The 21,223-nt window shown below is 54.5% G+C and carries 24 protein-coding genes and 1 pseudogene; 8 read left to right on the top strand and 17 right to left on the bottom strand.

From position 1 onward, the window contains the following. Positions 1–125 precede the first annotated feature (125 nt). Positions 126–530, top strand: a complete 405-nt coding sequence (locus QZ280_RS03025; RefSeq protein ID WP_293440950.1) for a PaaI family thioesterase — start codon at positions 126–128, stop codon at positions 528–530. Between the two features lie 225 nt (positions 531–755). Here the strand turns inward: QZ280_RS03025 and QZ280_RS03020 are convergent, their stop codons facing one another. Then, positions 756–866: a c-type cytochrome gene (locus QZ280_RS03020; protein ID WP_293440948.1), complete on the bottom strand. Its 111-nt coding sequence runs from the start codon at positions 864–866 to the stop codon at positions 756–758. A gap of 158 nt (positions 867–1,024) precedes the next feature. Here QZ280_RS03020 and QZ280_RS03015 point away from each other — a divergent pair, with 158 nt between their 5' ends. Continuing rightward, positions 1,025–1,465, top strand: coding sequence for a DMT family transporter (locus tag QZ280_RS03015; RefSeq protein ID WP_293440947.1), 441 nt, complete (start codon positions 1,025–1,027; stop codon positions 1,463–1,465). A 49-nt stretch (positions 1,466–1,514) separates the two neighbouring features. On the opposite strand, the gene QZ280_RS03010 is transcribed toward QZ280_RS03015, so the two are convergent. The 9 genes from QZ280_RS03010 to proS form a co-directional block, all read right to left on the bottom strand. Further along, complete coding sequence (locus tag QZ280_RS03010; protein ID WP_293441135.1) at positions 1,515–2,072, bottom strand: DUF3047 domain-containing protein; 558 nt, start codon at positions 2,070–2,072, stop codon at positions 1,515–1,517. Positions 2,073–2,142: 70 nt separating this feature from the next. Continuing rightward, entirely contained in the window at positions 2,143–3,153 is a 1,011-nt protein-coding gene (locus QZ280_RS03005; RefSeq protein WP_293440945.1) for an Ldh family oxidoreductase, read from the bottom strand. A gap of 78 nt (positions 3,154–3,231) precedes the next feature. Continuing rightward, positions 3,232–3,429 (bottom strand): hypothetical protein, encoded by a 198-nt coding sequence (locus QZ280_RS03000; RefSeq protein WP_293440942.1) that lies wholly within the window; start codon positions 3,427–3,429, stop codon positions 3,232–3,234. Further along, positions 3,416–3,862, bottom strand: a complete 447-nt coding sequence (locus QZ280_RS02995) for a hypothetical protein (protein WP_293440940.1) — start codon at positions 3,860–3,862, stop codon at positions 3,416–3,418. Before QZ280_RS02995 ends, QZ280_RS03000 begins: the two co-directional genes overlap by 14 nt. 27 nt (positions 3,863–3,889) lie before the next feature. Further along, positions 3,890–4,015, bottom strand: coding sequence for a hypothetical protein (locus QZ280_RS02990; RefSeq protein WP_293440937.1), 126 nt, complete (start codon positions 4,013–4,015; stop codon positions 3,890–3,892). 74 nt (positions 4,016–4,089) lie between these two features. Continuing rightward, positions 4,090–4,773, bottom strand: coding sequence for an ABC transporter ATP-binding protein (locus tag QZ280_RS02985; protein WP_293440935.1), 684 nt, complete (start codon positions 4,771–4,773; stop codon positions 4,090–4,092). After that, positions 4,766–6,037: an ABC transporter permease gene (locus QZ280_RS02980; RefSeq protein ID WP_293441133.1), complete on the bottom strand. Its 1,272-nt coding sequence runs from the start codon at positions 6,035–6,037 to the stop codon at positions 4,766–4,768. The genes QZ280_RS02985 and QZ280_RS02980 overlap by 8 nt, the downstream gene beginning before the upstream one ends. A 57-nt stretch (positions 6,038–6,094) precedes the next feature. Next, positions 6,095–6,535, bottom strand: a complete 441-nt coding sequence (locus QZ280_RS02975) for a DUF2937 family protein (protein WP_293440932.1) — start codon at positions 6,533–6,535, stop codon at positions 6,095–6,097. Between the two features lie 67 nt (positions 6,536–6,602). Beyond that, entirely contained in the window at positions 6,603–7,940 is a 1,338-nt protein-coding gene (gene proS, locus QZ280_RS02970; protein ID WP_293440929.1) for a proline--tRNA ligase, read from the bottom strand. A 196-nt stretch (positions 7,941–8,136) separates the two neighbouring features. Between proS and QZ280_RS02965 the strand changes: the two genes are divergently transcribed. From QZ280_RS02965 to QZ280_RS02950, 4 genes are read left to right on the top strand one after another with little or no spacing between them, the layout of a single operon-like run. Continuing rightward, a complete protein-coding gene (locus tag QZ280_RS02965; protein ID WP_293440927.1) occupies positions 8,137–9,210 on the top strand; it encodes an AI-2E family transporter in 1,074 nt (357 codons plus the stop codon). Positions 9,211–9,213: 3 nt separating this feature from the next. After that, a complete protein-coding gene (locus QZ280_RS02960; protein ID WP_293440925.1) occupies positions 9,214–9,918 on the top strand; it encodes a DnaA/Hda family protein in 705 nt (234 codons plus the stop codon). A 9-nt stretch (positions 9,919–9,927) separates the two neighbouring features. Then, a complete protein-coding gene (locus QZ280_RS02955) occupies positions 9,928–12,108 on the top strand; it encodes an RNA degradosome polyphosphate kinase (RefSeq protein ID WP_293440923.1) in 2,181 nt (726 codons plus the stop codon). Continuing rightward, positions 12,109–13,677 carry a Ppx/GppA family phosphatase gene (locus QZ280_RS02950; protein ID WP_293440920.1) on the top strand — a complete coding sequence of 523 codons (1,569 nt, stop codon included), beginning with the start codon at positions 12,109–12,111 and terminating at the stop codon, positions 13,675–13,677. Between the two features lie 28 nt (positions 13,678–13,705). On the opposite strand, the gene QZ280_RS02945 is transcribed toward QZ280_RS02950, so the two are convergent. From QZ280_RS02945 to QZ280_RS02935, 3 genes and pseudogenes are all read right to left on the bottom strand, one after another. Continuing rightward, on the bottom strand, positions 13,706–14,065 hold the full coding sequence (locus QZ280_RS02945) for a hypothetical protein (RefSeq protein WP_293440917.1): 360 nt from the start codon (positions 14,063–14,065) through the stop codon (positions 13,706–13,708). 37 nt (positions 14,066–14,102) lie between these two features. Next, positions 14,103–15,101 (bottom strand): annotated as a pseudogene (locus QZ280_RS02940) (endonuclease/exonuclease/phosphatase family protein). Further along, positions 15,101–15,784, bottom strand: coding sequence for a molecular chaperone DjiA (locus tag QZ280_RS02935; protein ID WP_293440915.1), 684 nt, complete (start codon positions 15,782–15,784; stop codon positions 15,101–15,103). The pseudogene QZ280_RS02940 and the gene QZ280_RS02935 overlap by 1 nt, the downstream one beginning before the upstream one ends. A gap of 90 nt (positions 15,785–15,874) precedes the next feature. Between QZ280_RS02935 and QZ280_RS02930 the strand changes: the two genes are divergently transcribed. Further along, on the top strand, positions 15,875–16,198 hold the full coding sequence (locus QZ280_RS02930) for a hypothetical protein (protein WP_293440913.1): 324 nt from the start codon (positions 15,875–15,877) through the stop codon (positions 16,196–16,198). A 123-nt stretch (positions 16,199–16,321) separates the two neighbouring features. On the opposite strand, the gene QZ280_RS02925 is transcribed toward QZ280_RS02930, so the two are convergent. From QZ280_RS02925 to QZ280_RS02915, 3 genes are all read right to left on the bottom strand, one after another. Beyond that, positions 16,322–16,939 (bottom strand): VOC family protein, encoded by a 618-nt coding sequence (locus tag QZ280_RS02925; protein ID WP_293440910.1) that lies wholly within the window; start codon positions 16,937–16,939, stop codon positions 16,322–16,324. Positions 16,940–17,094: 155 nt separating this feature from the next. After that, on the bottom strand, positions 17,095–19,221 hold the full coding sequence (gene scpA / locus QZ280_RS02920) for a methylmalonyl-CoA mutase (RefSeq protein WP_293440908.1): 2,127 nt from the start codon (positions 19,219–19,221) through the stop codon (positions 17,095–17,097). Continuing rightward, complete coding sequence (locus tag QZ280_RS02915; protein ID WP_293440906.1) at positions 19,187–20,128, bottom strand: hypothetical protein; 942 nt, start codon at positions 20,126–20,128, stop codon at positions 19,187–19,189. Before QZ280_RS02915 ends, scpA begins: the two co-directional genes overlap by 35 nt. A 176-nt stretch (positions 20,129–20,304) precedes the next feature. Between QZ280_RS02915 and QZ280_RS02910 the strand changes: the two genes are divergently transcribed. Next, entirely contained in the window at positions 20,305–20,775 is a 471-nt protein-coding gene (locus QZ280_RS02910) for a DUF4174 domain-containing protein (RefSeq protein WP_293440903.1), read from the top strand. 187 nt (positions 20,776–20,962) lie between these two features. Here the strand turns inward: QZ280_RS02910 and QZ280_RS02905 are convergent, their stop codons facing one another. Further along, a complete protein-coding gene (locus tag QZ280_RS02905) occupies positions 20,963–21,223 on the bottom strand; it encodes a hypothetical protein (RefSeq protein WP_293440901.1) in 261 nt (86 codons plus the stop codon).

Here is a 21,223-nt window from a genome sequence, read left to right as displayed (position 1 = left end):
ATTAATCTAAATTGGCGCGGGCCGGGCACTTGCGATGCCATTCTGGCCCATAACCGCAAAACATTGCAAACCTCACCGCCCCAAACGTAGGGTGCGTGATATCACGCATCACACCGGATACAAGAATGACCCCACCAGACGCCCAAACCTTCCTCGATGAGAACTTCGCGCCATGGGTGCGCGCGCTCAATCTGACCTTCACCGACGTCGAAAACGGCAAAGCCACAGCCACCATGCCGATCACGCAAGAGCTGACGCGCATGGGCGATATCCTCTCAGGTCAAGCGCTCGCAGCGATGGCCGACACCATCATGGTTTTCGCCTGTTTCGCCCATTACGGCGAGGTCAAATCCGTCGCCACAACCAATCTCGACACGCAATTCCTGCGCCCCGGAGTGGGCACGCACATCAGATGCGAAGCGGAGGTCGTGCGCGCGGGCAAGGCGCTTTTGTTCACCAAAGCCACCATGTTCGCAGAACCCGCTGGCAAGGCCGTCGCGACGGCCACTGCCACGTTCTACTTGGCCTGAATGCTCTCTAAATAATCGGCCAAAGCCACCAAAGGCGCGGGCATTGGTGTGCCGATACCCTCCCCCGTTTGTATAATCACAGTCCGCCCCGCGAGCTTTTTCGTGAAACTCTGGCATCGCACCGCTAACGTGTTCACCCCGCGCGAAGCCATCCATAGTCGAAATCACGTAATTTTGGGGAAATTCGCCACCATTGCTTTCGCTCAGCGCGGTCAAATCGGCGGGCTACTTGAAAAGATGCTTCGCCAACTCCCCATTGCCCTGCCCTTTGGCACCATGACAGGCCGCGCAATTCTCAGTATCGAGCCGTTTGCCGCCCAGCAGATCCGATGTCATCCCATCATCCTGCGCACATGCGCCTTACGCCAACTCGGCACTCGCCAATATCCATTTCTTTCGCATGTTCATCTCCCTGTTTGTTCAAGATCAGCTTGCGCCGCCACGCGCATCGTGCCTTGTTCTAGCGCAAGCTGTTATAAGAAAGGCGCAAAGTGATGCCCACATCCACCTACGCGATCACCATGCTGTTTGCGGGCATAGGTATCCCGATCCTTGCTGCTTTGAATGCGGCTTTGGGCGGTCGCATTGGCTCGCCTGTCGCGGCATCTGTAGTCCTTTTCGCCATCGCGTTTCTGAGTGCTGCGGCTGTCTATGCGACCGGGATGTTCAAACCAAGCGCAAGCCTTCTTTCGCAACCAAAGCATTTCTTTTTAGCGGGCCTACTGATCGCCTTCTACGTGCTCTCGATCACTTTCATCGCGCCCAAATTCGGGGTCGGGAACGCGGTGTTCTTCGTGCTGCTCGGCCAACTCATAAGCGCTGCGATGATCGATCATTTTGGCCTGTTCGGCGCACAAATAAACCCGCTCTCAATAACAAAATCGGGCGGTATTTTCTTAATGGTTGCAGGCGTTTATCTAACGCAGCAGGCTTAGCTCAATGCCAAGCCCGAGCTCACGCCACGCACCTTAGAGCTCGTGCTCGCTATCCGCAGAGATCACGATACCAACAACTGCACCCCTTTGCACCGCCAAACGCACGCTTGTAGTCATTTGCGAGGTTCACGCTCTCCAAATGACTGCCCGTACCCTCATTGCGCAACACGACTCTCTTGCCACGATTTCCAAGGTACGGGCTGCCCAATATTTGACCACGCCCGTGGTCGCCACCCCACACGTAGACCAGCACTCGCGCCGCATTCGAGCCTAGCAATTTGCGAATGCTCGCACCTTTCAGCTTTTGCGCCTCCGCTTCAGGCAACAAGGCCGCATACATGGCGAGGTTACGATCATCACCGCCCTTTTTGCGTAGGTCCGTGGCAGGCACGGACTCCGTCACGTTCCACTTCCAGCTAGCTTTGCTTGCGACCCAAAGCACCTCAGGCACTGCGCGATAGGCCATAGTGACGGCTCCGTCAGAAGCCACGCAAAGCGTTCCACCCTTGAAGTTGTATTTATTCCGGAAAAACAGCGAGAACTTCTGCTCTTTCCACGACTTATTAAAGGAAATCTGCTCTGCGATTACGGCAGGAGCGGCGATCAACAAGGCAACAAGGGCCAGAGAGAAAATACGTTTCTAGAGGTCTAACTGCCGCAGCGCGCACTCACTTTCATCACACGTCTGAGTGAACGGGTCCATTTGAGAGTGATTGCATCAAAGCCCACAAAGCTTTGGGCACATCAACGGCCTCGTTCAGCACCTTGTTTTGGCCAGGCATCCGTGACCCTGTGTTCTCTGCGGTGGCTTCGCTGACTTGGCTCAAACGGTCATAGAACGCAGGGCTGGCGGAGGGATCAATTAGCATGAAGAACTGCCCAAGCCCATGCGGCTCCCCTTCAGGCGCTTTCAACGCCTTCACATTCCGGCTCGCGTCCCCGCCCGTCATGCCAGCAGCCAGCAGTTCCACCATCAAGCCAAATCCCCAGCCCTTATAGCCCTGCTCCATCCCGCCTAGCGAGGTGAGCGAACCTTTTAGCGCCGCCTCAGGATCTGTGGTGGGCTGCCCGTAGATGTCCACGGCCCAGCCCTCGGGGATATGTTCGCCCGCTGCTTTCGCCATGGTGATGCGACCCAATGCGACCGTGGTTGTGGATTGATCAAAGCCCATCGCCACACCGCCTTTACCGTCTGGCACTGCAAAAGAAACTGGGTTCGTGCCGATGACACGGATCTTGCCACCCGGGGGGGCCACGATCGGTGATGCATTGGTCATCCCAATCGCTATCATGCCTTTTTGTGCGGCTTTTTCAGTGAAATAGCCCAAGGCGGTGCATGTGTGTGCACGATGAATGGCCACGTTCACGGTCCCGGTTTCACGCGCCACTGCGACCGCCTGATCCAGCGCTTTCTCAAACGCGGGCTGCGCAAATCCATTGCTTGCATCCACCTCGATACGCGAGGCTAACGGATACGTTACAACTGGATCAACCGTACCGCTCACGCGCCCTGAAACAAGCTGTTGGCAATAGCTTTCCACATAATACAAACCACAAATCCGGTTGTTGCGCGCCTCTGCCCAAGCCACCGCTTGCGCCATTTCAGCCGCAATCCACTCTGCCGCGCCATGTGCCACAAGGGCTTTGCACGTGATTGCTTCAATTTCGGTGACAGAGATGTATGGCATGCGTGGTCCTTTCGCGATTTTGTTGGACCGTGGGGAAACCACCCCGCGCCGTCAAGACCTCAAAGCGCGCTTTGCCTGTTAAGGCACTCGCGTATCGACAAAACTGATTAGGAAGGTATCAATCGCTTCCGTCAGCCCTTCTAATTCGATTGCACTGCCATCCGTAAGCTCAAGAATTACCATGTCAGAGGCGATAATTTGCGTGTCAATTGTGGGTGGCGTGTCGCTTTGATGCTGGATCACGATCACATCTTCGGATGCGTCAAAATCCGTCACAAGCGCGCGTTGACAAGGATGCGAGAAGTATAAACGTGTCTGATCCTGCCGCACCCATTGCGATATCGTCCTCGCCAAGGTGGATTTGATCATCGCCCTCACCGCCCGATAGCGTGTCCACCGCGCCATCATCGGGACCGTCAATTTCCGCACAGTAAAGAATGTCATTGCCCGCAATGCCACTAATGCTATCGGCACCTGTTCCGCCTGCATGTCGATCATCACCCGCGCGCCCGTCAACGATATCATCGCCCGCGCCTGCATCAATCCTATCATCCTGAAGCAATCCTAAGATCGTGTCATCTTTTGATGTCGAGGACGTATCACTCGTATCAGAAGTATCCGTGTTATCTGACGTCTCAGTGCTTGTGTCTTCTGCATCGATTGCGACCTCGGTGTCAGCATCGCTGGCGTCATCTTCGGGCTCTCGCATCGCTTCGCTGAGCGGATTGGTCCCACCCTAGACCATTTCCTGCGGCGTTGGCTCGGCCTCGCCAGTCGGCGCATCATCGGTCTCAACCGCGCTCATCAAGGCGGATCCAAAAATCGTAAAACTGCTTAACAGAACTAATAGCAAACCGGACATCGTACACCTTCCTCAACATCTTAAGCTGAGGGTTTGTCACTTTAAATTGTCAAAAATCGGACGAATCCACGCCCTCAAAGCGCAACCAAGATTCCGTTTTGCAAGCGTAATTTGCGGTCCATACGCGCAGCAAGCTCTAGGTTATGCGTTGCGATAACCGCCGAAAGGCCAGTTCCGCGCACAAGTTCCATCAACGCACCAAAGACCTGATCAGAGGTGCCGGGGTCCAAGTTTCCCGTCGGTTCATCTGCAAGCAAAAGGCGCGGGGCGTTCGCCAGCGCGCGACAAAACGCGACGCGCTGTTGTTCCCCCCCTGACAGAGCTGCAGGGCGATGATCCGCGCGGTGTGCGACGCCGACACGCGTCAGTAAATCCAGCCCACGCTCGGCAGCTAACGCCCCAGCCACCCCATTGGACAGTTGCGGCAGCGCGATGTTTTCTAACGCCGTGAACTCGGGCAGAAGATGGTGAAATTGATAGATAAACCCCACATCTTCGCGCCGGATCACCGTACGTTTGTGATCACTGAGGCCGGTCATGTTTTGCCCTGCGATCTTCACCGTTCCTGTATCCGCAGTATCGAGCAGGCCCGCGATATGCAAAAGCGTCGACTTACCAGCCCCAGAGGGGGCCACAAGCGCCACAACCTCGCCCTCACCTACGGTTAGATCAATCTGGCGCAAGACCTGCACTTCGTTCTCGCGACCTGCGTTGTAGTTCTTGACGATTCCGCTCAGTTCCAACGTTGGATTACTCATAGCGCAGCGCCTCCACGGGGTTCATCCGCGCTGCACGCCTTGCTGGAAAGAACGTAATTACAAATGAAAGCGCGAGCGACAAGCCTGTTGCGGACAAAATGCCCGGCAACGTCAAGACCGCAGGTGGGAAGAAAAAGCCCTGCGCCTCCAGTTCCGACTTACTATTTGAAGAAAAGAAATCAACCGCCGAATAAATCGCATCAATATTGAGCGCGAAGATCACACCCAAGCCAACGCCCAGCAAAGTACCCATGGTGCCTACAGATGCGCCCACGATAAAGAAAATCCTCAGCACCGACGCCTCCGAAAGGCCAATTGTGCGCAGCACACCAATGTCGCGGCCCTTATTTTTGACTAACATAATAAGGCCTGAGATGATATTCATCGAAGCGATCAGCAGTAGGATCGCTAGCAGCACGAAAAGCGCATTGTCCTGCAAACTCAACGCCTGCAGCACTGCGCCAGAGCGTTCGCGCCACGACCAAATATAGGCGAGCCCAGCGCTGGCTTGCACCAATTGCGTTTCCATTTGATCCACCATTTCGGGATCATCCAGCAAGATATCAATCTGATCGACGCCCGCCTCGCGGTTCAGGAAAGGCTGCGCTTCCGCGAGGCTTAGGTATGCGCGTGAATTGTCGACAAACCCCTGCCCTGTGCGGAAAATATAAACCACCTCCCACGTTTTCACACGTGGCGAGACACCAAATGCGGTACGCGTGCCATTGGGCGAAATAATCTTGACGCGGTCCCCGATTGTAACGCCAAGCGTGCGCGCCAGCGATTGGCCCAGCGCGATGCCGTTGGGCAGATTGGCAAGATCGCCTTGCGCTTGCCCCGACCCTGCTACCGCCGGGAAACGTGCAAGATCTACGGGACGAATCCCAAACAGCTCAATCGGTGCATTTTGGCGCGCGCGGTTTGCAATGATACGCGCTTTGACGACGGGCACCGCGTCCTGAACCCCCGGAATTGCGCGCAACCGCTCTGTCAGCGCTTCATAATCGCGAATGATCGCATCTTGCGCTCCATTCGCTTGTACAGTGCGTGGATAATACAGCTCTGCATGGGCAGATACGCCAAGGATCGTGCGCAGGGTTTCCGCGCGCAGCCCTGTTCGAATTGCGAGTGTCGCTACCAATGCGAACACCGCCAAAGTGATGCCGATCAAGCTAATCCAGGTCATCACACTCACCCCGCCCTCCGCACGTTTGGCGCGCAGGTAGCGCCACGCAATCATCCACTCGAAACGCGCAAATGGCATCGGAGTTGTAGGCTTGCTTGGGTTTGACACAGCTCGAGGCACCCTTTTGGAATTATTTTATGGCTCAGAGGTGCGCCGAAACAGCGCAAAAGGCAAGTACAGCAAGTAAATCAGGCCAGAAAGTAGCGCGAGACCGCCATGAAATCCAATCACTGAAAAAATGATGCCCCCAAACCTGACAGGCATTGCGGGTTTGAAGTTTTCCCACACACGTCCTGCCAGCTCAGGATCCGTAAAGCACGTCGCATAACCGGCACGACTGAACGGGCCAAGGTTCTGCATGTAGGTCAAATCAGAGGACAGGCGCACATGACGATCAATCGTGCGCACCATACTATCCGCACGTGCCGCCCCCATTTCCCCGCCTTGCGCAAGATCAAAAAGCGCCACCTCGCGGCTCAGATCAAGGCTGGCCGCATCCCTGTCAAAGTCGTCCCGAAAGCGCGAAAACTCATCCACAGCCCCCAAGGCGCTGCATATACTGTTGAGAATACTCAAGAAATTATGACACACCTGCCGCACCGCCAAGTCCGGCAACAAGGGCAAGTGCGCGCGCAAGCATGGCCTACACCCCTTCGTAAATCGCAGCGATCTTAGCAATGGCCAGCTCCGGCGTCATCTCTTCGCTCTCACCGGTGCGACGAGACGTGACTTCAACCACACCATTCTTCAAGCCACGCGGACCAACGGTGATGCGCCATGGCAAACCTATCAAATCCATCGTCGCGAACTTACCGCCCGCACGCTCTTTGCGATCATCATACAGCGGATCAAGGCCCAGCGCCGTCAAGCTATCATAGAGCGCATCACAGGCTGCATCCGCTGCGTCGTCACCTTGCTTGAGATTCACAATTCCACAATGGAAGGGCGTGACTCCTTCAGGCCAGATGATGCCATTATCGTCATGCGATGCTTCGATAATCGCCCCCAAAAGACGTGAAACACCGATGCCATGGCTGCCCATGTGAAGCGGCACGCGCTGGCCGTCTTCGTTCTGCACCATCGCGCCCAACTTCTCGGAATATTCTGTACCAAAGTAGAAAATCTGACCCACTTCGATCCCTCGCGCTACACGGCGGCGCTCTTCCGGCACCTTGTTAAACAAGGCTTCCTCATGGGTTTCATCAGTGCGTGCATAGCGGCTGGTGAATTCTTCCATCACCGATTGGCACGCAGCCTTGTCATTAAAATCAATCGCTCGGTCGCCAAAGCTAAGGTCTGTGATTTCGCTATCATAGAACACTTCGCTCTCGCCCGTGTCGGCAAGTACAAGGAATTCGTGCGTATAATCGCCGCCAATCGGCCCACTGTCCGCGCGCATAGGAATCGCTTGTAGCCCCATACGTTCGTACGTGCGTAAGTAGGTCACCAAATGGCGATTATACGCGTGCAGCGCATCTTCTTTGTTCAGGTCAAAATTGTAGCCGTCTTTCATCAAAAATTCGCGGCCCCGCATCACACCAAAACGCGGGCGCACTTCGTCGCGAAATTTCCACTGAACATGGTAAAGCGTCAGCGGTAGAGACTTATAGCTCCCAACAAAGTTCGCGACCATATCCGTGATCAACTCTTCATTGGTGGGACCATAAAGCATCTCGCGGTCATGACGGTCTTTGATCCGCAGCATCTCAGGGCCATAGGCATCGTAACGCCCGGACTTACGCCACAGATCCGCCGACTGCAACGTTGGCATAAGCATCGGAATATGCCCCGCGCGCTGTTGTTCCTCATGCACGATATTTTCGATCTTGCGCAGCACTTTGAACCCCATGGGCAACCACGAATAGATCCCCGCAGAGGATTGCTTGATCATCCCCGCGCGCAACATCAGGCGGTGGCTAACAATCTGCGCATCCGCAGGGTTTTCTTTCAGTGTCGGCAAAAAGTAACGGCTCAGACGCATGGAATTTCTTTCGGGATTAGCTCAGATTTCTTCCCGTTTAGGCGCTTGCGTCCCATGCAGCAAGCCATGCCTTCATCTTTCAAGATAAACTTCGGGGGAGTCTCAGCTTGCTGAGCCGGGGGCTGACCCCCTTGTCCCCTTGAAACCTCGCCCCGCATAAGCGATGTCTAAGCAAAGCTAGCAAACAGAGGCGCGCATGGCACATCCCGTCAAAGATCAGATGAAATATTGGGGCATCGCCACGGCGATCTTCATGCTCGCGATGTGGTATTTAGGCGATGTGATCCTGCCTTTCGTGCTTGGCGGCGCAATTGCCTATTTTCTCGATCCTGTCGCGGATAAGCTGGAAAATCTCGGTTGCAGTCGCGCGCTTGCGACGACGATCATCACATTGGTGGCCGTGGTCATCTTTGTGCTGGTGATCCTGCTGGTAGTTCCAACACTGATCAATCAAGCTATCGCCCTATTCGAAGTTGCACCGCAACTGTTCCAAGACCTGCAAGCTTTCCTTGCAGAGCGCTTCCCGCAGGCCTTGGATGAAGGCTCCACCTTGCGTCAATCCTTGCTGAGCATTGGTGAGACGATCCAAGTCAAAGGCGGCGAACTCCTTAGCTCCGTCCTGTCCTCAGCCTCCTCAATCATCAACATTGTCGTGTTGTTTTTGATTGTCCCCGTCGTTGCCTTTTACCTGCTGCTTGATTGGGACAAATTGACCGCCCGCATCTACACGTTGCTTCCACGAGATCACGCATCGACTGTGTGCGACTTGGCCTCACAGATTGATCAAACCCTCGCGGCCTTCATTCGAGGAATGGGCACGGTTTGCCTGATCTTGGGCACGTATTACGCAATTTCATTGATGCTTGTTGGCTTGCAATTTGGCCTCGTCGTTGGCTTTGTCGCTGGTCTCATCACCTTCATTCCCTATGTTGGCGCACTTATTGGTGGGGCTTTGGCCATCGGATTGGGGCTTTTTCAATTCTGGGGGGATTGGGTCTCGCTGGGACTCGTTGCAGGCATTTTCGTGATCGGCCAAGTCTTGGAGGGCAACGTTCTCACCCCAAAACTCGTCGGCTCTTCCGTCGGCTTGCACCCTGTTTGGTTGTTATTGGCCTTGTCAGTTTTCGGCTCTCTCTTTGGGTTTGTCGGGATGCTGGTCGCTGTGCCAGTCGCCGCTGCCCTTGGCGTTATCATCCGCTTTCTTGTCGGGCAGTATCTGAGCAGTAAGCTTTACTATGGGCTAGAACCTGATGAGCAAAGCGAAGACTGACAGATGAGCACACAACTCAGTTTTGATCTGCCCAGTCGCGCCGCACTTGGGCGGAATGATTTCTTCATTTCTCCATCAAACGCGCTGGCCGTGGCCCTGATCGACACGCCCGAGACGTGGAACAATGGCAAGCTGCTGCTGATTGGCCTCAAAGGCGCGGGCAAAACCCATCTCGCGCATGTGTGGGCGGCACAAAGCGGCGCGCGCATCATCGCAGCAAACACGCTCACAGAAGACGATGTGCCAAACCTCGTGCAAACCCATTTAGTGATCGAGGACGTCGATAATATCGCAGGTGATCGCAAACTTGAGACCGCCCTTTTCCATCTCCACAACCTCGCCCAAGCCGAGGGCCGTGCACTTTTGCTCACCGCAAAAAGCCAGCCGCACCTTTGGGGCCTGTGCTTGCCCGATCTGGCAAGTCGCCTGCAAGCTGTGCAATCGGCCACTCTTGAGGCCCCCGACGACACGCTCCTCACAGCCCTATTGATGAAGCTTTTCGCGGACCGCCAACTTAATCCCACACCAGAAGTCATCCCCTTTCTCGCACTACGGATCGATCGCTCTTTTGCTGCCGCGCAACAGATTGTCGAAGCACTCGACAAAGCGGCACTCGACGCGGGCCGCGCGATCACGCGGGCTTTCGCCTCCGCTGCGCTGGACAAGATCACTGACGTCAGCGCACACTCCGACATGAGCCATGAGTAGGTGACGCCGATGCAAGCCGATTTCCTGAAAGCAAACTGCCCCACCCCCCTTGATCTGCCTGACGTGGACCTGAGCGGGCATGCGCGTTTTGTGAACCGCGAACTTAGCTGGCTCAACTTTAATTGGCGGGTGCTGGAAGAAGCGGAAAACCCGCGCGTGCCCTTACTGGAACGTCTGCGGTTCCTATCGATATCAGCGACCAACTTAGACGAGTTTTACACAGTGCGCGTCGCGGGCCTGCGTGAATTGGCGCAAGCAGGCAAAACTAAGGCGGCCGCCGATGGCTTATCGCCTGCAGAGCAATTGGTACTGATCAACGAAGACGCGCGCAATTTGCTTCGAACTCAGCAAAAAGTGTTCGAGGGCATACGCCACAAAATGCTCGACGCGGGCATCGCGATTGTCGCGCGCACTGATCTGACAGGCGCCGATAAAAACATCATTGCGGATATCTTCTTGCATAAGGTCTTTCCCGTTCTTTCCCCACTCGCGATTGATCCCGCGCACCCGTTTCCGTTTATTCCTAACACCGGTTATTCGCTAGCGTTGCAACTGGAACGCCAGTCGGACAAGCGCGATCTGCTGGCTCTGCTGCCCATTCCTGCGCAAATTGATCGCTTTGTAGCCCTACCTGCACCCGATGGTCAGCTACGCTATCTCCCGCTCGAAGATGTCTTGATCGAAAACCTTGGACGTTTATTTCCAGGCTATAAACTCAGAGGTCACTTTGGCTTTCGAGTATTGCGCGATAGCGATCTTGAGGTGGAAGACGAAGCAGAAGATCTCGTCCGTGAATTCGAAGTCGCCCTAAAGCGACGAAAACGCGGTGAAGTCGTGCGACTAACCTACACGGGCGACGTGCAGAACAAACTAAAATCATTGGTAATGCGCGAACTTGGCGTGACCGAAGCCGAAACTGTCGAGCTCCCTGGCATGATCGGCATGGCTGATCTGTCCGAACTGGTCACAGATGCGCGTCCCGATCTGCTTTGGCCGACTTTCATGCCACGCATTCCCGAACGCGTCCAGGACCATGAGGGCGATATGTTCGCGGCGATCCGTCAAAAGGACATGCTTCTGCATCACCCCTATGAAACCTTCGATATGGTAGTGCGTTTCCTCACCCAAGCGGCCCGCGATCCTGATGTGGTCGCGATCAAACAGACGCTCTATCGTACTTCCAAGCGCTCGCCCATTGTCTCCGCGCTCTGCGAAGCCGCGGAAGATGGCAAATCCGTCACTGCCTTGGTCGAACTCAAAGCGCGCTTTGACGAGGCCGCAAACATCCGCCAATCGCGTCGTCTGGAACGCGCGGGCGCGCATGTCGTCTACGGCTTTCTCGACCTGAAAACACACGCCAAAATTTCCACTGTTGTGCGCCGCGAAGGTGATCAATTGATTACCTACACACATTATGGCACGGGCAATTACCACCCCATTACGGCGCGCATCTATACCGACCTGTCGTTCTTCACATGCGATACAAAATTGGGCCGCGACGCAACGAAAGTCTTCAACTACCTCTCGGGCTATGCGCCCCCTGGTGCCCTTGAAAACCTATCGATTTCGCCACTGACTCTGAAACCACGTTTACTCGATCTCATCGCGCGCGAAGCGGCACATGCACACGCTGGCAAACCCTCGGTAATCTGGGCGAAAATGAATTCCCTAATTGATCCCGAAGTAATCGACGCACTCTACGCAGCCTCGCAGGCTGGCGTAAAAATTGACCTCATCATTCGCGGCATTTGCGGATTGCGTCCCGGTATCAAAGGCCTCAGCGAGACCATTCGCGTCAAATCCATCGTAGGCCGCTTCTTGGAACATTCACGCATCGTGTGCTTCGGCAACGGCCACGGCCTGCCGCATAAAAAGGCGCGCGTTTTTATCAGTTCCGCCGATTGGATGGGCCGCAATCTAAACCGCCGCGTCGAGACCTTGGTGGAGATCAACAATGGCACAGTAAAAGCGCAAATCGTGAGCCAAATCATGGCCGCAAACCTCGCAGATGTCGCGCAAAGCTGGATCATGCGTCCCGATGGCTCTTTCGAGCGCGACAGCATTCCTGACGGTCAGTTCGCCTTCAATTGCCACCGCTTTTTCATGGAAAACCCCTCCCTTTCTGGGCGCGGATCTGCCGGAGCCGCTGATGTTCCACAATTGACCCACACGGAAGACGAAAGCAGCTAAATGAGCGCCGATATAATCCCTGACCTTCCCGCTGGTGCCGCGAATAATCCATTCGGACGCCCCCTGTTTAACGACCCGTCCGTCCGCAAATTGGCACGCGTAGGCGTGGTTGATATTGGTTCAAACTCTGTGCGGATGGTGATCTTTGATGGCGCCGCGCGCAGCCCTGCCTATTTTTACAACGAAAAAGTCATGTGTGCCTTGGGTGCAGGCATCTCTGACACGGGCCGTCTAAATCCCGAGGGCCGCGTGCGCGCATTGGCCGCCGTCGCGCGCTTTGAAGCGATTGCGCAAAGCCTTGGCATTTCGCCTCTTACAGCCGTCGCCACCGCCGCGGTGCGCGATGCCAGCGACGGGCCCGATTTCTGCGCCGATGTGCTGCTCGAAACTGGTTTGACAGTCCATGTTATCGACGGCCCGGAAGAGGCCCGGCTCTCTGCTCAGGGTGTTTTGCTTGGCTGGCCTGGTTCTTACGGATTGGTCTGCGATATCGGCGGCGCGTCAATGGAGCTCGCAGAAATCCGCGACGGGCATGTCGGCAAATGCGTCACCTCCTCGCTTGGTCCGCTGAAATTGCAAAGCATGAAGGGCGGAGCGAAGGCGCGCAAAGCCTGCGCCAAAGAGGTAATCACAGATCTGCAAGACCAGATGGGCGAACAAAAGGACCGCTTGTTTCTCGTGGGCGGTTCTTGGCGCGCGATTGCACGCATCGATATGCACCGCCGTGGCTACCCGCTGCATGTGCTTCACGAATATCGTATGACCCCGAAGTCTGTACGCGAAACCGTGAAATACATCGCCAAATCCGACATAGAAGAGCTGCGCAGCGCCTGTGGCATCTCTTCAGCACGGATGGTCTTAGTGCCGATCGCCAGTGAAGTTCTCAAGGTTCTGATCAACCGCTTCAAGCCCAAAGACATCGCGATTTCCAGCTACGGCATTCGCGAAGGAATGCTGTATGAACAAATGCCGCAAAAGCTGCGCGACCGCGATCCTTTGATCGAATCCGCGCGCTTTTCAGAGAGCAAAGACGCGCGTACACCGGGCTTTGGAAAGACACTCTACGATTTCATCATGCCCCTCTTTAAGTCAGCCCCACCCGCGACGAAACGCTTGGTCAAAGCTGCAAGCCTTTTGCACGATGTCAGCTGGCGCGCGCACCCAGATTTTCGCGCGGAAGTCTGCTTTGATAACTCCACGCGCGCCAATCTTGGCGGGCTAAGTCATTCAGAACGCATCTTTCTTGGGCTCGCGCTGATGCACCGCTACCGCAACAAACGCGAGGGTACACGCTTTGATGACCTCTTCGATCTGCTCGCACCCGAACAGCAGATCCAAGCCGAGATCCTTGGCAAAGCCATGCGATTTGGCGCGATGCTCTGGATGGAGAAAGACGCACAATTCGGCGAGTTTCGATGGTTCCCGAAAAAGAAAATCCTCGAGCTACGCTTGCACGCCTCTGCAAAACCGCTGTTTTCCGAAGTTGCAGAAGCAAGGCTAAAATCCCTCGCAAGATCCTTAAGCGCCGACTTGAAAATTAAGTTTACCAAGCCCTCAACTGAGGCCTAAACCGCCCGCTTCTTTGGTCTAAAAAAACCTAAAGATCGACCTCGCCCTCGGACGCTTCCATCTCTTTGGCACTCTTACGGCGCAAAATAATATCGCCGTTCGGCAAAATCTCAGGTGAGTGGTATTTCGAGAAATCTTTAACCTTCCCCAGCAAATCCCCAAGCGCGGGGCCCACGTTTTCGACAAAGCCGCGCAAGGCGGGTTCAAGCTGCTCCGACAGCCCTTCCATATCACGCAACGCGGGCTGCATTTCTTGCACTAGGCCTTCGAACAAAAGCCGTGCGCCTTTCTCCATCAGTCCAGGGTTCTCTTGGTTTGTGGTCTCATCAGCCTGCGCAGGCAAAGCCAGTGCGACGGCCAATGCGGTCGTAAGTACAATCTGTTTCATACAACCAACCTAAGTACAAAGCGCTCAGATTTTTAGGCTAAAAATCTAAATCCAACGTCACGAGGAAGTAATCAGGGCCTATTAGAAGCGCGACGCGCAGCTTCAGATCCTCCCAACACCTAGGATCGTCAAAAAGATGTCAAATACGCCAAGCCTCTGCTTTAGAACGAAAAAGTTTCTGACCATGATATAATCTAAAAGCACTTGAAGATATCGATTATCCTTCTTCAGGAAAAACCTTGAGGTCGTCGGTTCCCAGCCGATTTTTCGAGCCAACGCTCGAGCCGCATGCGGATCATAGAGAAAGGGACAGCCAATTTCGCCCAAAATAATCTCCACAAAGGAGTGTCCGAACAAATTTTCATACTCGTCCAGGCCCGACCCATCGTTCAAATCGCCCAACACCATCAACGCCTCACCCGCGTCCAAATGCTCTTCTACGTGCGCGCGCAACCAGACCGCTGCACCAGTTGTTTACACCGGTTGGCAATGGAAAAGCGCATGACCTCAGCGGCATTATGCGCCCGATGAGGCGCTTTGCTCTTCAGATGCGCGCCGATCAAACGCAATTTGTGGCCCGCTGCCGTTTCAATCGCAAGCTCGAGAGGAGGCTTAGAAAAACGCATGCTGTTGGCCCGATTATCGATGTCCAGATCAATTTGGTAGGTCTCATTGAAGGGCGGCACAGGGTCCCGATCGGGTCATTTGTTGCCGTGAGCTTCGTGGGATCATAGAGCAATGCAATCTCCTGTTGCGCCGTATTTATGAAACCTATCAATGCCTTACGTGCGAATAAATCATAGGGTTTCGCAAAATTCTCTAAAGCCCACTTACAAGAACGATGCTGATGATCATCTAGCGCTTCAATGACCATAATCGCATCCGCATCGATGCGCCGGAATACATGGCCAAGCGCTTTGGCTTGATCTGCCCGCTTCACATCACGCCGCCCAGGCCAGCGAGAATCGCGTTTTAACTGACCTTCATCGTCAAAGAGACGGTCAAACCATTCCACATTGTAGCAAGCAATGCGCATTACGCGGCCCGTTCTTTGGTGATTTCTTCCCAAGCACGGTTGATGTCGACCATGCGTTTTTCGGCCATGCGAATGGCTTCTTCGGGAACGCCCCGCGCGATCATGCGATCAGGGTGAGTTTCACGTACCATCGTGCGCCAGACTTGTCTGATCTGCTCCATCGTGAAGTCCGGCGATACGCCTAAAACTGTGTAAGGATCCGCCTCTGCATCCGGTACAAAGCGCGCGCGCAACGCGCGAAATTCGGTGTCAGGAAGGCCAAAAATGCCTGCGACTTGCTGCAAAAACTCATTCTCGCCCGGATGATAAAACCCATCCGCCATCGCGATGTGAAACAGCCCCTCCATCAAGTCATTCAGCGTGCTTTTTTCACCCTCAAACATATCTGCGATGCGGCGCGCATATTCTTCAAAGCCGGCCACATCGAGGCGCGCAAGATTAAATACGCGTGCGGCATTTTCTTCATCCGCAGCCGCTATATTGAAGACTTCGCGAAAGGCTGTGACCTCATCTCGGGTCACTTGCCCATCGGCTTTCGCCATCTTCGCACCCAGCGCAATAACGGCAATCGTGAAACCAACGGAGCGTTCCGGCGGGCTGCGTAAACGGTCAAAAACCTGCGCGAGGCTTTCACCGCTAGAGAGCGCCGCAAGCGCCTCGGATATGCGAGTCCAAAGTGACATCCACCATCTTTACGCGCACCAAGCGCCAATGCCCATCCTCGTTTAGGGTGAATTCTGCAACGGCAAGAGAATTTTCTACATCAGGATCAGATGGATATATCGCCCAAATTAGAAGCCAACTTTGGGAATTTGCGCGACCTTTTGATAGCCAAACTTGGCATGAAAGACCCGCCCGGCTGCGTTTTCACCGCTAATGGCGGCGATAAGACAGTGCGTTTCTTTTTCAATTGCGTGCGTTTCCAGTTGTTCCAAAAGCGCACGCCCACCCCTTTACCGCTCGCATTGGGGGCAAGGTTAATCGAAAGGTCTTTCTATGAAAAAAACAAGCCCACCACGAAAAGAAGAATATTTCGTAAAGACAACAACTTGTCCATCATTCTCAGCAACGAAAAAAAACGCCAAGTCGTACTTTGATAAGTGCGCTGATTTCCTGAGACTCCCTAACTTCATTTGTGAAAGTTACAGTCGTGTCACGGATCAAAGGATTCCAGATATCGCAAATCGCTGGCGCATCGTCGGGCTCAGCCGCACGAATAATCATGTGAGCGTGCGCACCCCATGGGGTGTGTTGAACTCTGCAATCAGTGCAGGTGTGTCGGCAATTTCAAAGCGGATTTCAGCACCAGTGATGTCGCCCAAGGTCTCTGCGAGATCCAACGCTTGCGGATGCGCAACGGTGAGCTGTTTCAGCGACGCACCCGTTGAAGCAAGCATTTGCTTGGGGTGCAGCGCGCCATGCCATTGAATAAGTGGTGGAAAAAAACCATCAAAAGGCAAGATACCGCTTTTCGGCACAGCCATTTGCCAACGCAATTCACCGCGTTCAAGCGAAATCGCGTCGCCCACGTCCTGCCAATGCGCAAGCGCTGCACTCATATCAGGCACCGCGCAAATCCAATTGGTCAAACGCGGCGCACCAGAAAAATTATCAAGGTTAAACCAGCGCGCGCGAGCAGGATTAGGGACGTTGGGGTCAATCGAAATCGCTTCAAGATAAAGCCCACATCCCATGCCCATAAGGTGGTTGTGTGTTGCGAACTTCGCGTGCTCACCGCCAGTTTGCATCGGCAGGCCAAGCGCCTCTTCAATATGCGCGCGTGCAGTATCGCGGTCGGTTCCGCTAACGGCGAGATGATCCAGAAGAAGTGTGTTCATGGCACGAAAATTGCGTCAAAGCTGTGGGAGTTGCAAGTCGTTAGAAGAACTTGGGGCTTTGCCCTCGATCGATCAAAGATCGATCTCCATCCAAGGTATTTAGAGACCAAAGAAGGGCGCAGGTTTTGGGTGCGCTCTTCTTTGGTGTTTCGTTTCTATGCGCGAGTTTCACGGATGATTTTCAGGATGTCATCCGCAGCTTTAGGGATATTGGTACCGGGGCCAAAAATTGCTTTGACGCCAGCTCCATAGAGGAAATCATAATCTTGTTGCGGGATCACACCGCCGCAAATCACGATGATGTCTTCGGCGCCTTTGTCCTTGAGCGCTTCGACCAGTTTGGGGGCCAAGGTTTTGTGACCCGCCGCCTGACTGGAAATACCGATGACATGCACATCATTGTCCACCGCATCTTGCGCGGCTTCCTCAGGGGTTTGGAACAGCGGGCCAACATCGACATCAAACCCGATGTCCGCAAAGGCGGTTGCTATGACTTTCGCACCGCGATCATGGCCATCCTGACCCATTTTCACCACCAACATACGCGGACGGCGGCCCTCGTTCTCTGCAAAATTCTCGACCGATTTCTGGATCGCCGCAAAGCCCTCGTCGCCCTCATAAGCCGCACCGTAAACGCCAGCCAAGGTCTTCACTTCAGCGCGGTGGCGGCCAAACACTTTCTCCATCGCCATGCTTATTTCTCCCACACTTGCGCGTGCACGTGACGCTTTAACTGCCGCTTCCAAGAGGTTGCCATCCGCCTCGGCGCAGCGCGTCAGTTCTGCCAAAGCCGTCGTGCACGCCTCCTCATCACGGCCGGAGCGAATGCTGTGCAAACGCGCGATTTGCGACGCGCGTACGGCCTCATTGTCGATATCAAGAATATCAATCGCTTCTTCTTCATCGAGGCGGTATTTGTTAACACCCACAATGACTTCCTGACCGCGATCAATCATCGCCTGACGCTTGGCCGCAGCTTCTTCGATGCGTAATTTTGGCATGCCAGAAGCGACCGCCTTGGTCATGCCGCCCATTTCTTCGACCTCTTCGATGAGCTTCCACGCCTCTGTCGCGAGTTTATCAGTTAAGCTTTCCACATAATAAGAGCCAGCGAGTGGATCGACAACATTCGTAACACCCGTTTCTTCCTGCAAAATCAGCTGCGTATTTCGCGCGATGCGGGCGCTAAACTCTGTGGGTAGTGCAATGGCTTCATCCAGTGCGTTTGTGTGCAAGGACTGCGTGCCCCCCAACGCGGCGGCCATCGCTTCATAGGCAGTGCGGATCACGTTGTTGTAGGGATCTTGCGCCTGCAAACTTACACCAGAGGTTTGGCAGTGGGTGCGCAGCATTTTAGACTTTTCCGTCTGCGCGCCAAGATCCGTCATGATATTATGCCACAAGAGGCGCGCCGCACGTAGCTTAGCGGCTTCCATGAAGAAATTCATACCAATAGCAAAGAAGAACGACAGGCGCGGCGCGAACTTGTCCACATCCATGCCACGTGCCATCGCTGTGCGTACATACTCGCGTCCATCTGCAAGCGTATAGGCAAGCTCTTGCACGAGGTTCGCGCCTGCTTCCTGCATATGATAGCCGGAAATCGAAATGGAATTGAATTTTGGCATATTCGACGAGGTATATTCGATAATGTCCGCAATAATGCGCATCGAGGGTTCGGGCGGATACACATAAGTGTTGCGCACCATGAATTCTTTCAGAATGTCGTTCTGAATGGTGCCCGCAAGGACGGAGCGATCATGCCCCTGCTCTTCGCCAGCTACGATAAAGTTGGCGAGGATTGGGATCACAGCTCCGTTCATCGTCATCGACACTGAGACTTTATCGAGCGGGATTTGATCAAAGAGGATTTTCATATCCTCAACGCTGTCAATCGCCACGCCCGCTTTGCCAACATCGCCCTCTACGCGCGGGTGGTCACTGTCATATCCACGGTGTGTCGCAAGATCGAAAGCCACAGAAACACCCTGCTGACCCGCCGCCAAAGCTTTTCGATAGAACGTATTGCTTTCCTCGGCCGTGGAGAAACCTGCATATTGTCGGATGGTCCAAGGACGCCCAGCATACATCGTTGCTTTGACACCGCGCGTGAACGGGCCTTTGCCGGGAATGCCGCCCATATGCGACAGATCAGCAGTATCGGCTTCGGTATATAGCGGTTTGACATCAATGCCTTCCAACGTGTTCCACGTCAAATCATCCAACGCACGTCCGCGCACTTCTTTTTCAGCGAGGGCTCGCCAGTCGTTGTTTTGCGTCATATCTTTGTCCTTTGTTCAAGAAATCCAGCTCTGAGGGATATCCCGTCTTTTCGGATTTCGGGTCTTCTAATAAATGTGCCAGCCCGTCCGCGCACGCGCGCAGCCAGAACAGATCGTCTGCGTAGCTTTCCTGAAACGCGGCGCGGTCGGCTTGCGAAAACGGTTCCCATAGCGTGCCGTGAATGTATGCGCGAAGGCGTAGCAATTCTTCCGCGCCAAGTGGCAAATCCAACAGTTGCGGCACCAAAGGTCGTTGATTGCGCCATATCAATGTCTTGCCGCGTGGGGCAGGACATCCCAACAAATAAGATAACAAGCGATGCGGCGCAGACGCGTGTTGTTCGAATGTGCTGACGAAGATCGCCGTGTTGGGGGCAGCAGCTGCGAGATCTGTGATCACATCGCGCCAAGACCGCGTTGATGCGGCAATCGCGGCTATGCGAGCCTCGCGTGGCACCAAGACCCCGCGCGGGATGCAAAAGCTGAGTGCAGAGCTCCAATATATGCTGGGGCAGCGCAAGCTGAGATGTATTGCTTTGACCGATCCATCGAACGCGGCGACATAGCGTGCCAATCGTTCCCCCGCTGCCGGGTAGAGCGATTGAGACGAGAAATTGTGGCGCATTTTTCCAAGGATGTTTTCTTCGGACACGACAAGGTAATCCAAACCCATTTGCGCAGATCGCTCCAGATGCAGTGCGACTTTCCTTTTGGCACGCGCGAAGTGTTGCGGGCCGAATCCCAAGGCCGGATTGGGGGCGACGCCATAGCACATACCTTTGCGCAACCGATACGGCTCCCATGGGCCAGCGATAATCTCCGCCAAGGCTGTCGCATTTTTGCGCAAATAGGTTTGAAAACTTGTACTTGCCGTGCGATGCGCACCGATTTGTAGAATAACGTCCAAGCGTTCTGCCCTTTTTTGCCTCTGAGTGCCGCGCCCTCACGGGTCGCACATCTAGAGACAGGTCATGGAGAAGAGGGATGTTTTTTCCATTAAATTTTGAAAATTCCAGCTTAGGCGCAATCTCAGCCATCGCAATACGCTGCGCGCTGCCTATATTAATGCTAACAGGAGACCCTATGAAACAGTTCTTATCATTTGTTTTTGCAACGCTTTTCGTTGCCAGCCCAAGTGCGGCACAAGACACAACACCCCCCAAATCCAACGCAGCGTGGGAGGCGGTTTCTATGGCAGATACTGACAATTTGAATGATTTTTTATGGCAATCCCGTCCTGTAGTGGTCTTTGCGGACAGTGAAAACGATCCACGTTTCGAGCAACAAATGGCTTTACTCGAAGCCCAAGCCGACGCTTTGGCAGAGCGCGATATCGTTGTTTTGGCAGATATAGATGCGTCGCTCAAAAGCCCGTTGCGCACCGCTTTGCGCCCGCGCGGGTTTATGATTGCGTTGATCGGCAAGGATGGTGGTGTGAAGCTGCGCAAAGCCTCGCCTTGGGACGTACGCGAACTGACCCGCGTTGTTGACAAAATGCCCATGCGCCAACGCGAAGTGCGTGATCGTCGCGAAGCAGATGCCGCGCAGGAGTAGCTGCGCTGCGCCACATCAGCCTTGAAAATGGCGCACGCGTCCTTTATGTTTAGCGTATCAAAAGATTTATGGAGCAAAGCGGTCCCACATGAATAGATCTGTCGCACATGCCCCGCGTGAACCTGTGGAGAACGAAGGTAACCCACTGGTATAACTTTGCAATAGACGCTTGATGACAGGCTGTGGCTCATCTCAAACGCCTCAACAATCCCCAGAATGGCGCGTCTTTCAGCGCCGCTTCGGCCCCTTCTGCGACGGTTGGCAACATCGCCAGAATGGCGCGCAAAAAGATCGCAACAACGGCTATTTCCGCAAGCGCATAGTAAATGCAGGCCAACGCGAAAGCCCCGAAAAGCAACGCCAACCAGATCGGCCATCCACCCGATGCGCCAACGTAGCCGAGCACCAATAGAAAAAGGGCAAAACTTATCGTAACGAGGCCGCGCAA

Origin of the sequence: Planktotalea sp., assembly GCF_018607995.1 — a bacterium.
GTDB lineage: Bacteria > Pseudomonadota > Alphaproteobacteria > Rhodobacterales > Rhodobacteraceae > Planktotalea.
The sequence above is the reverse complement of the archived record's forward strand: the minus strand, read 5'-3'. Positions and strand labels throughout refer to the sequence as shown.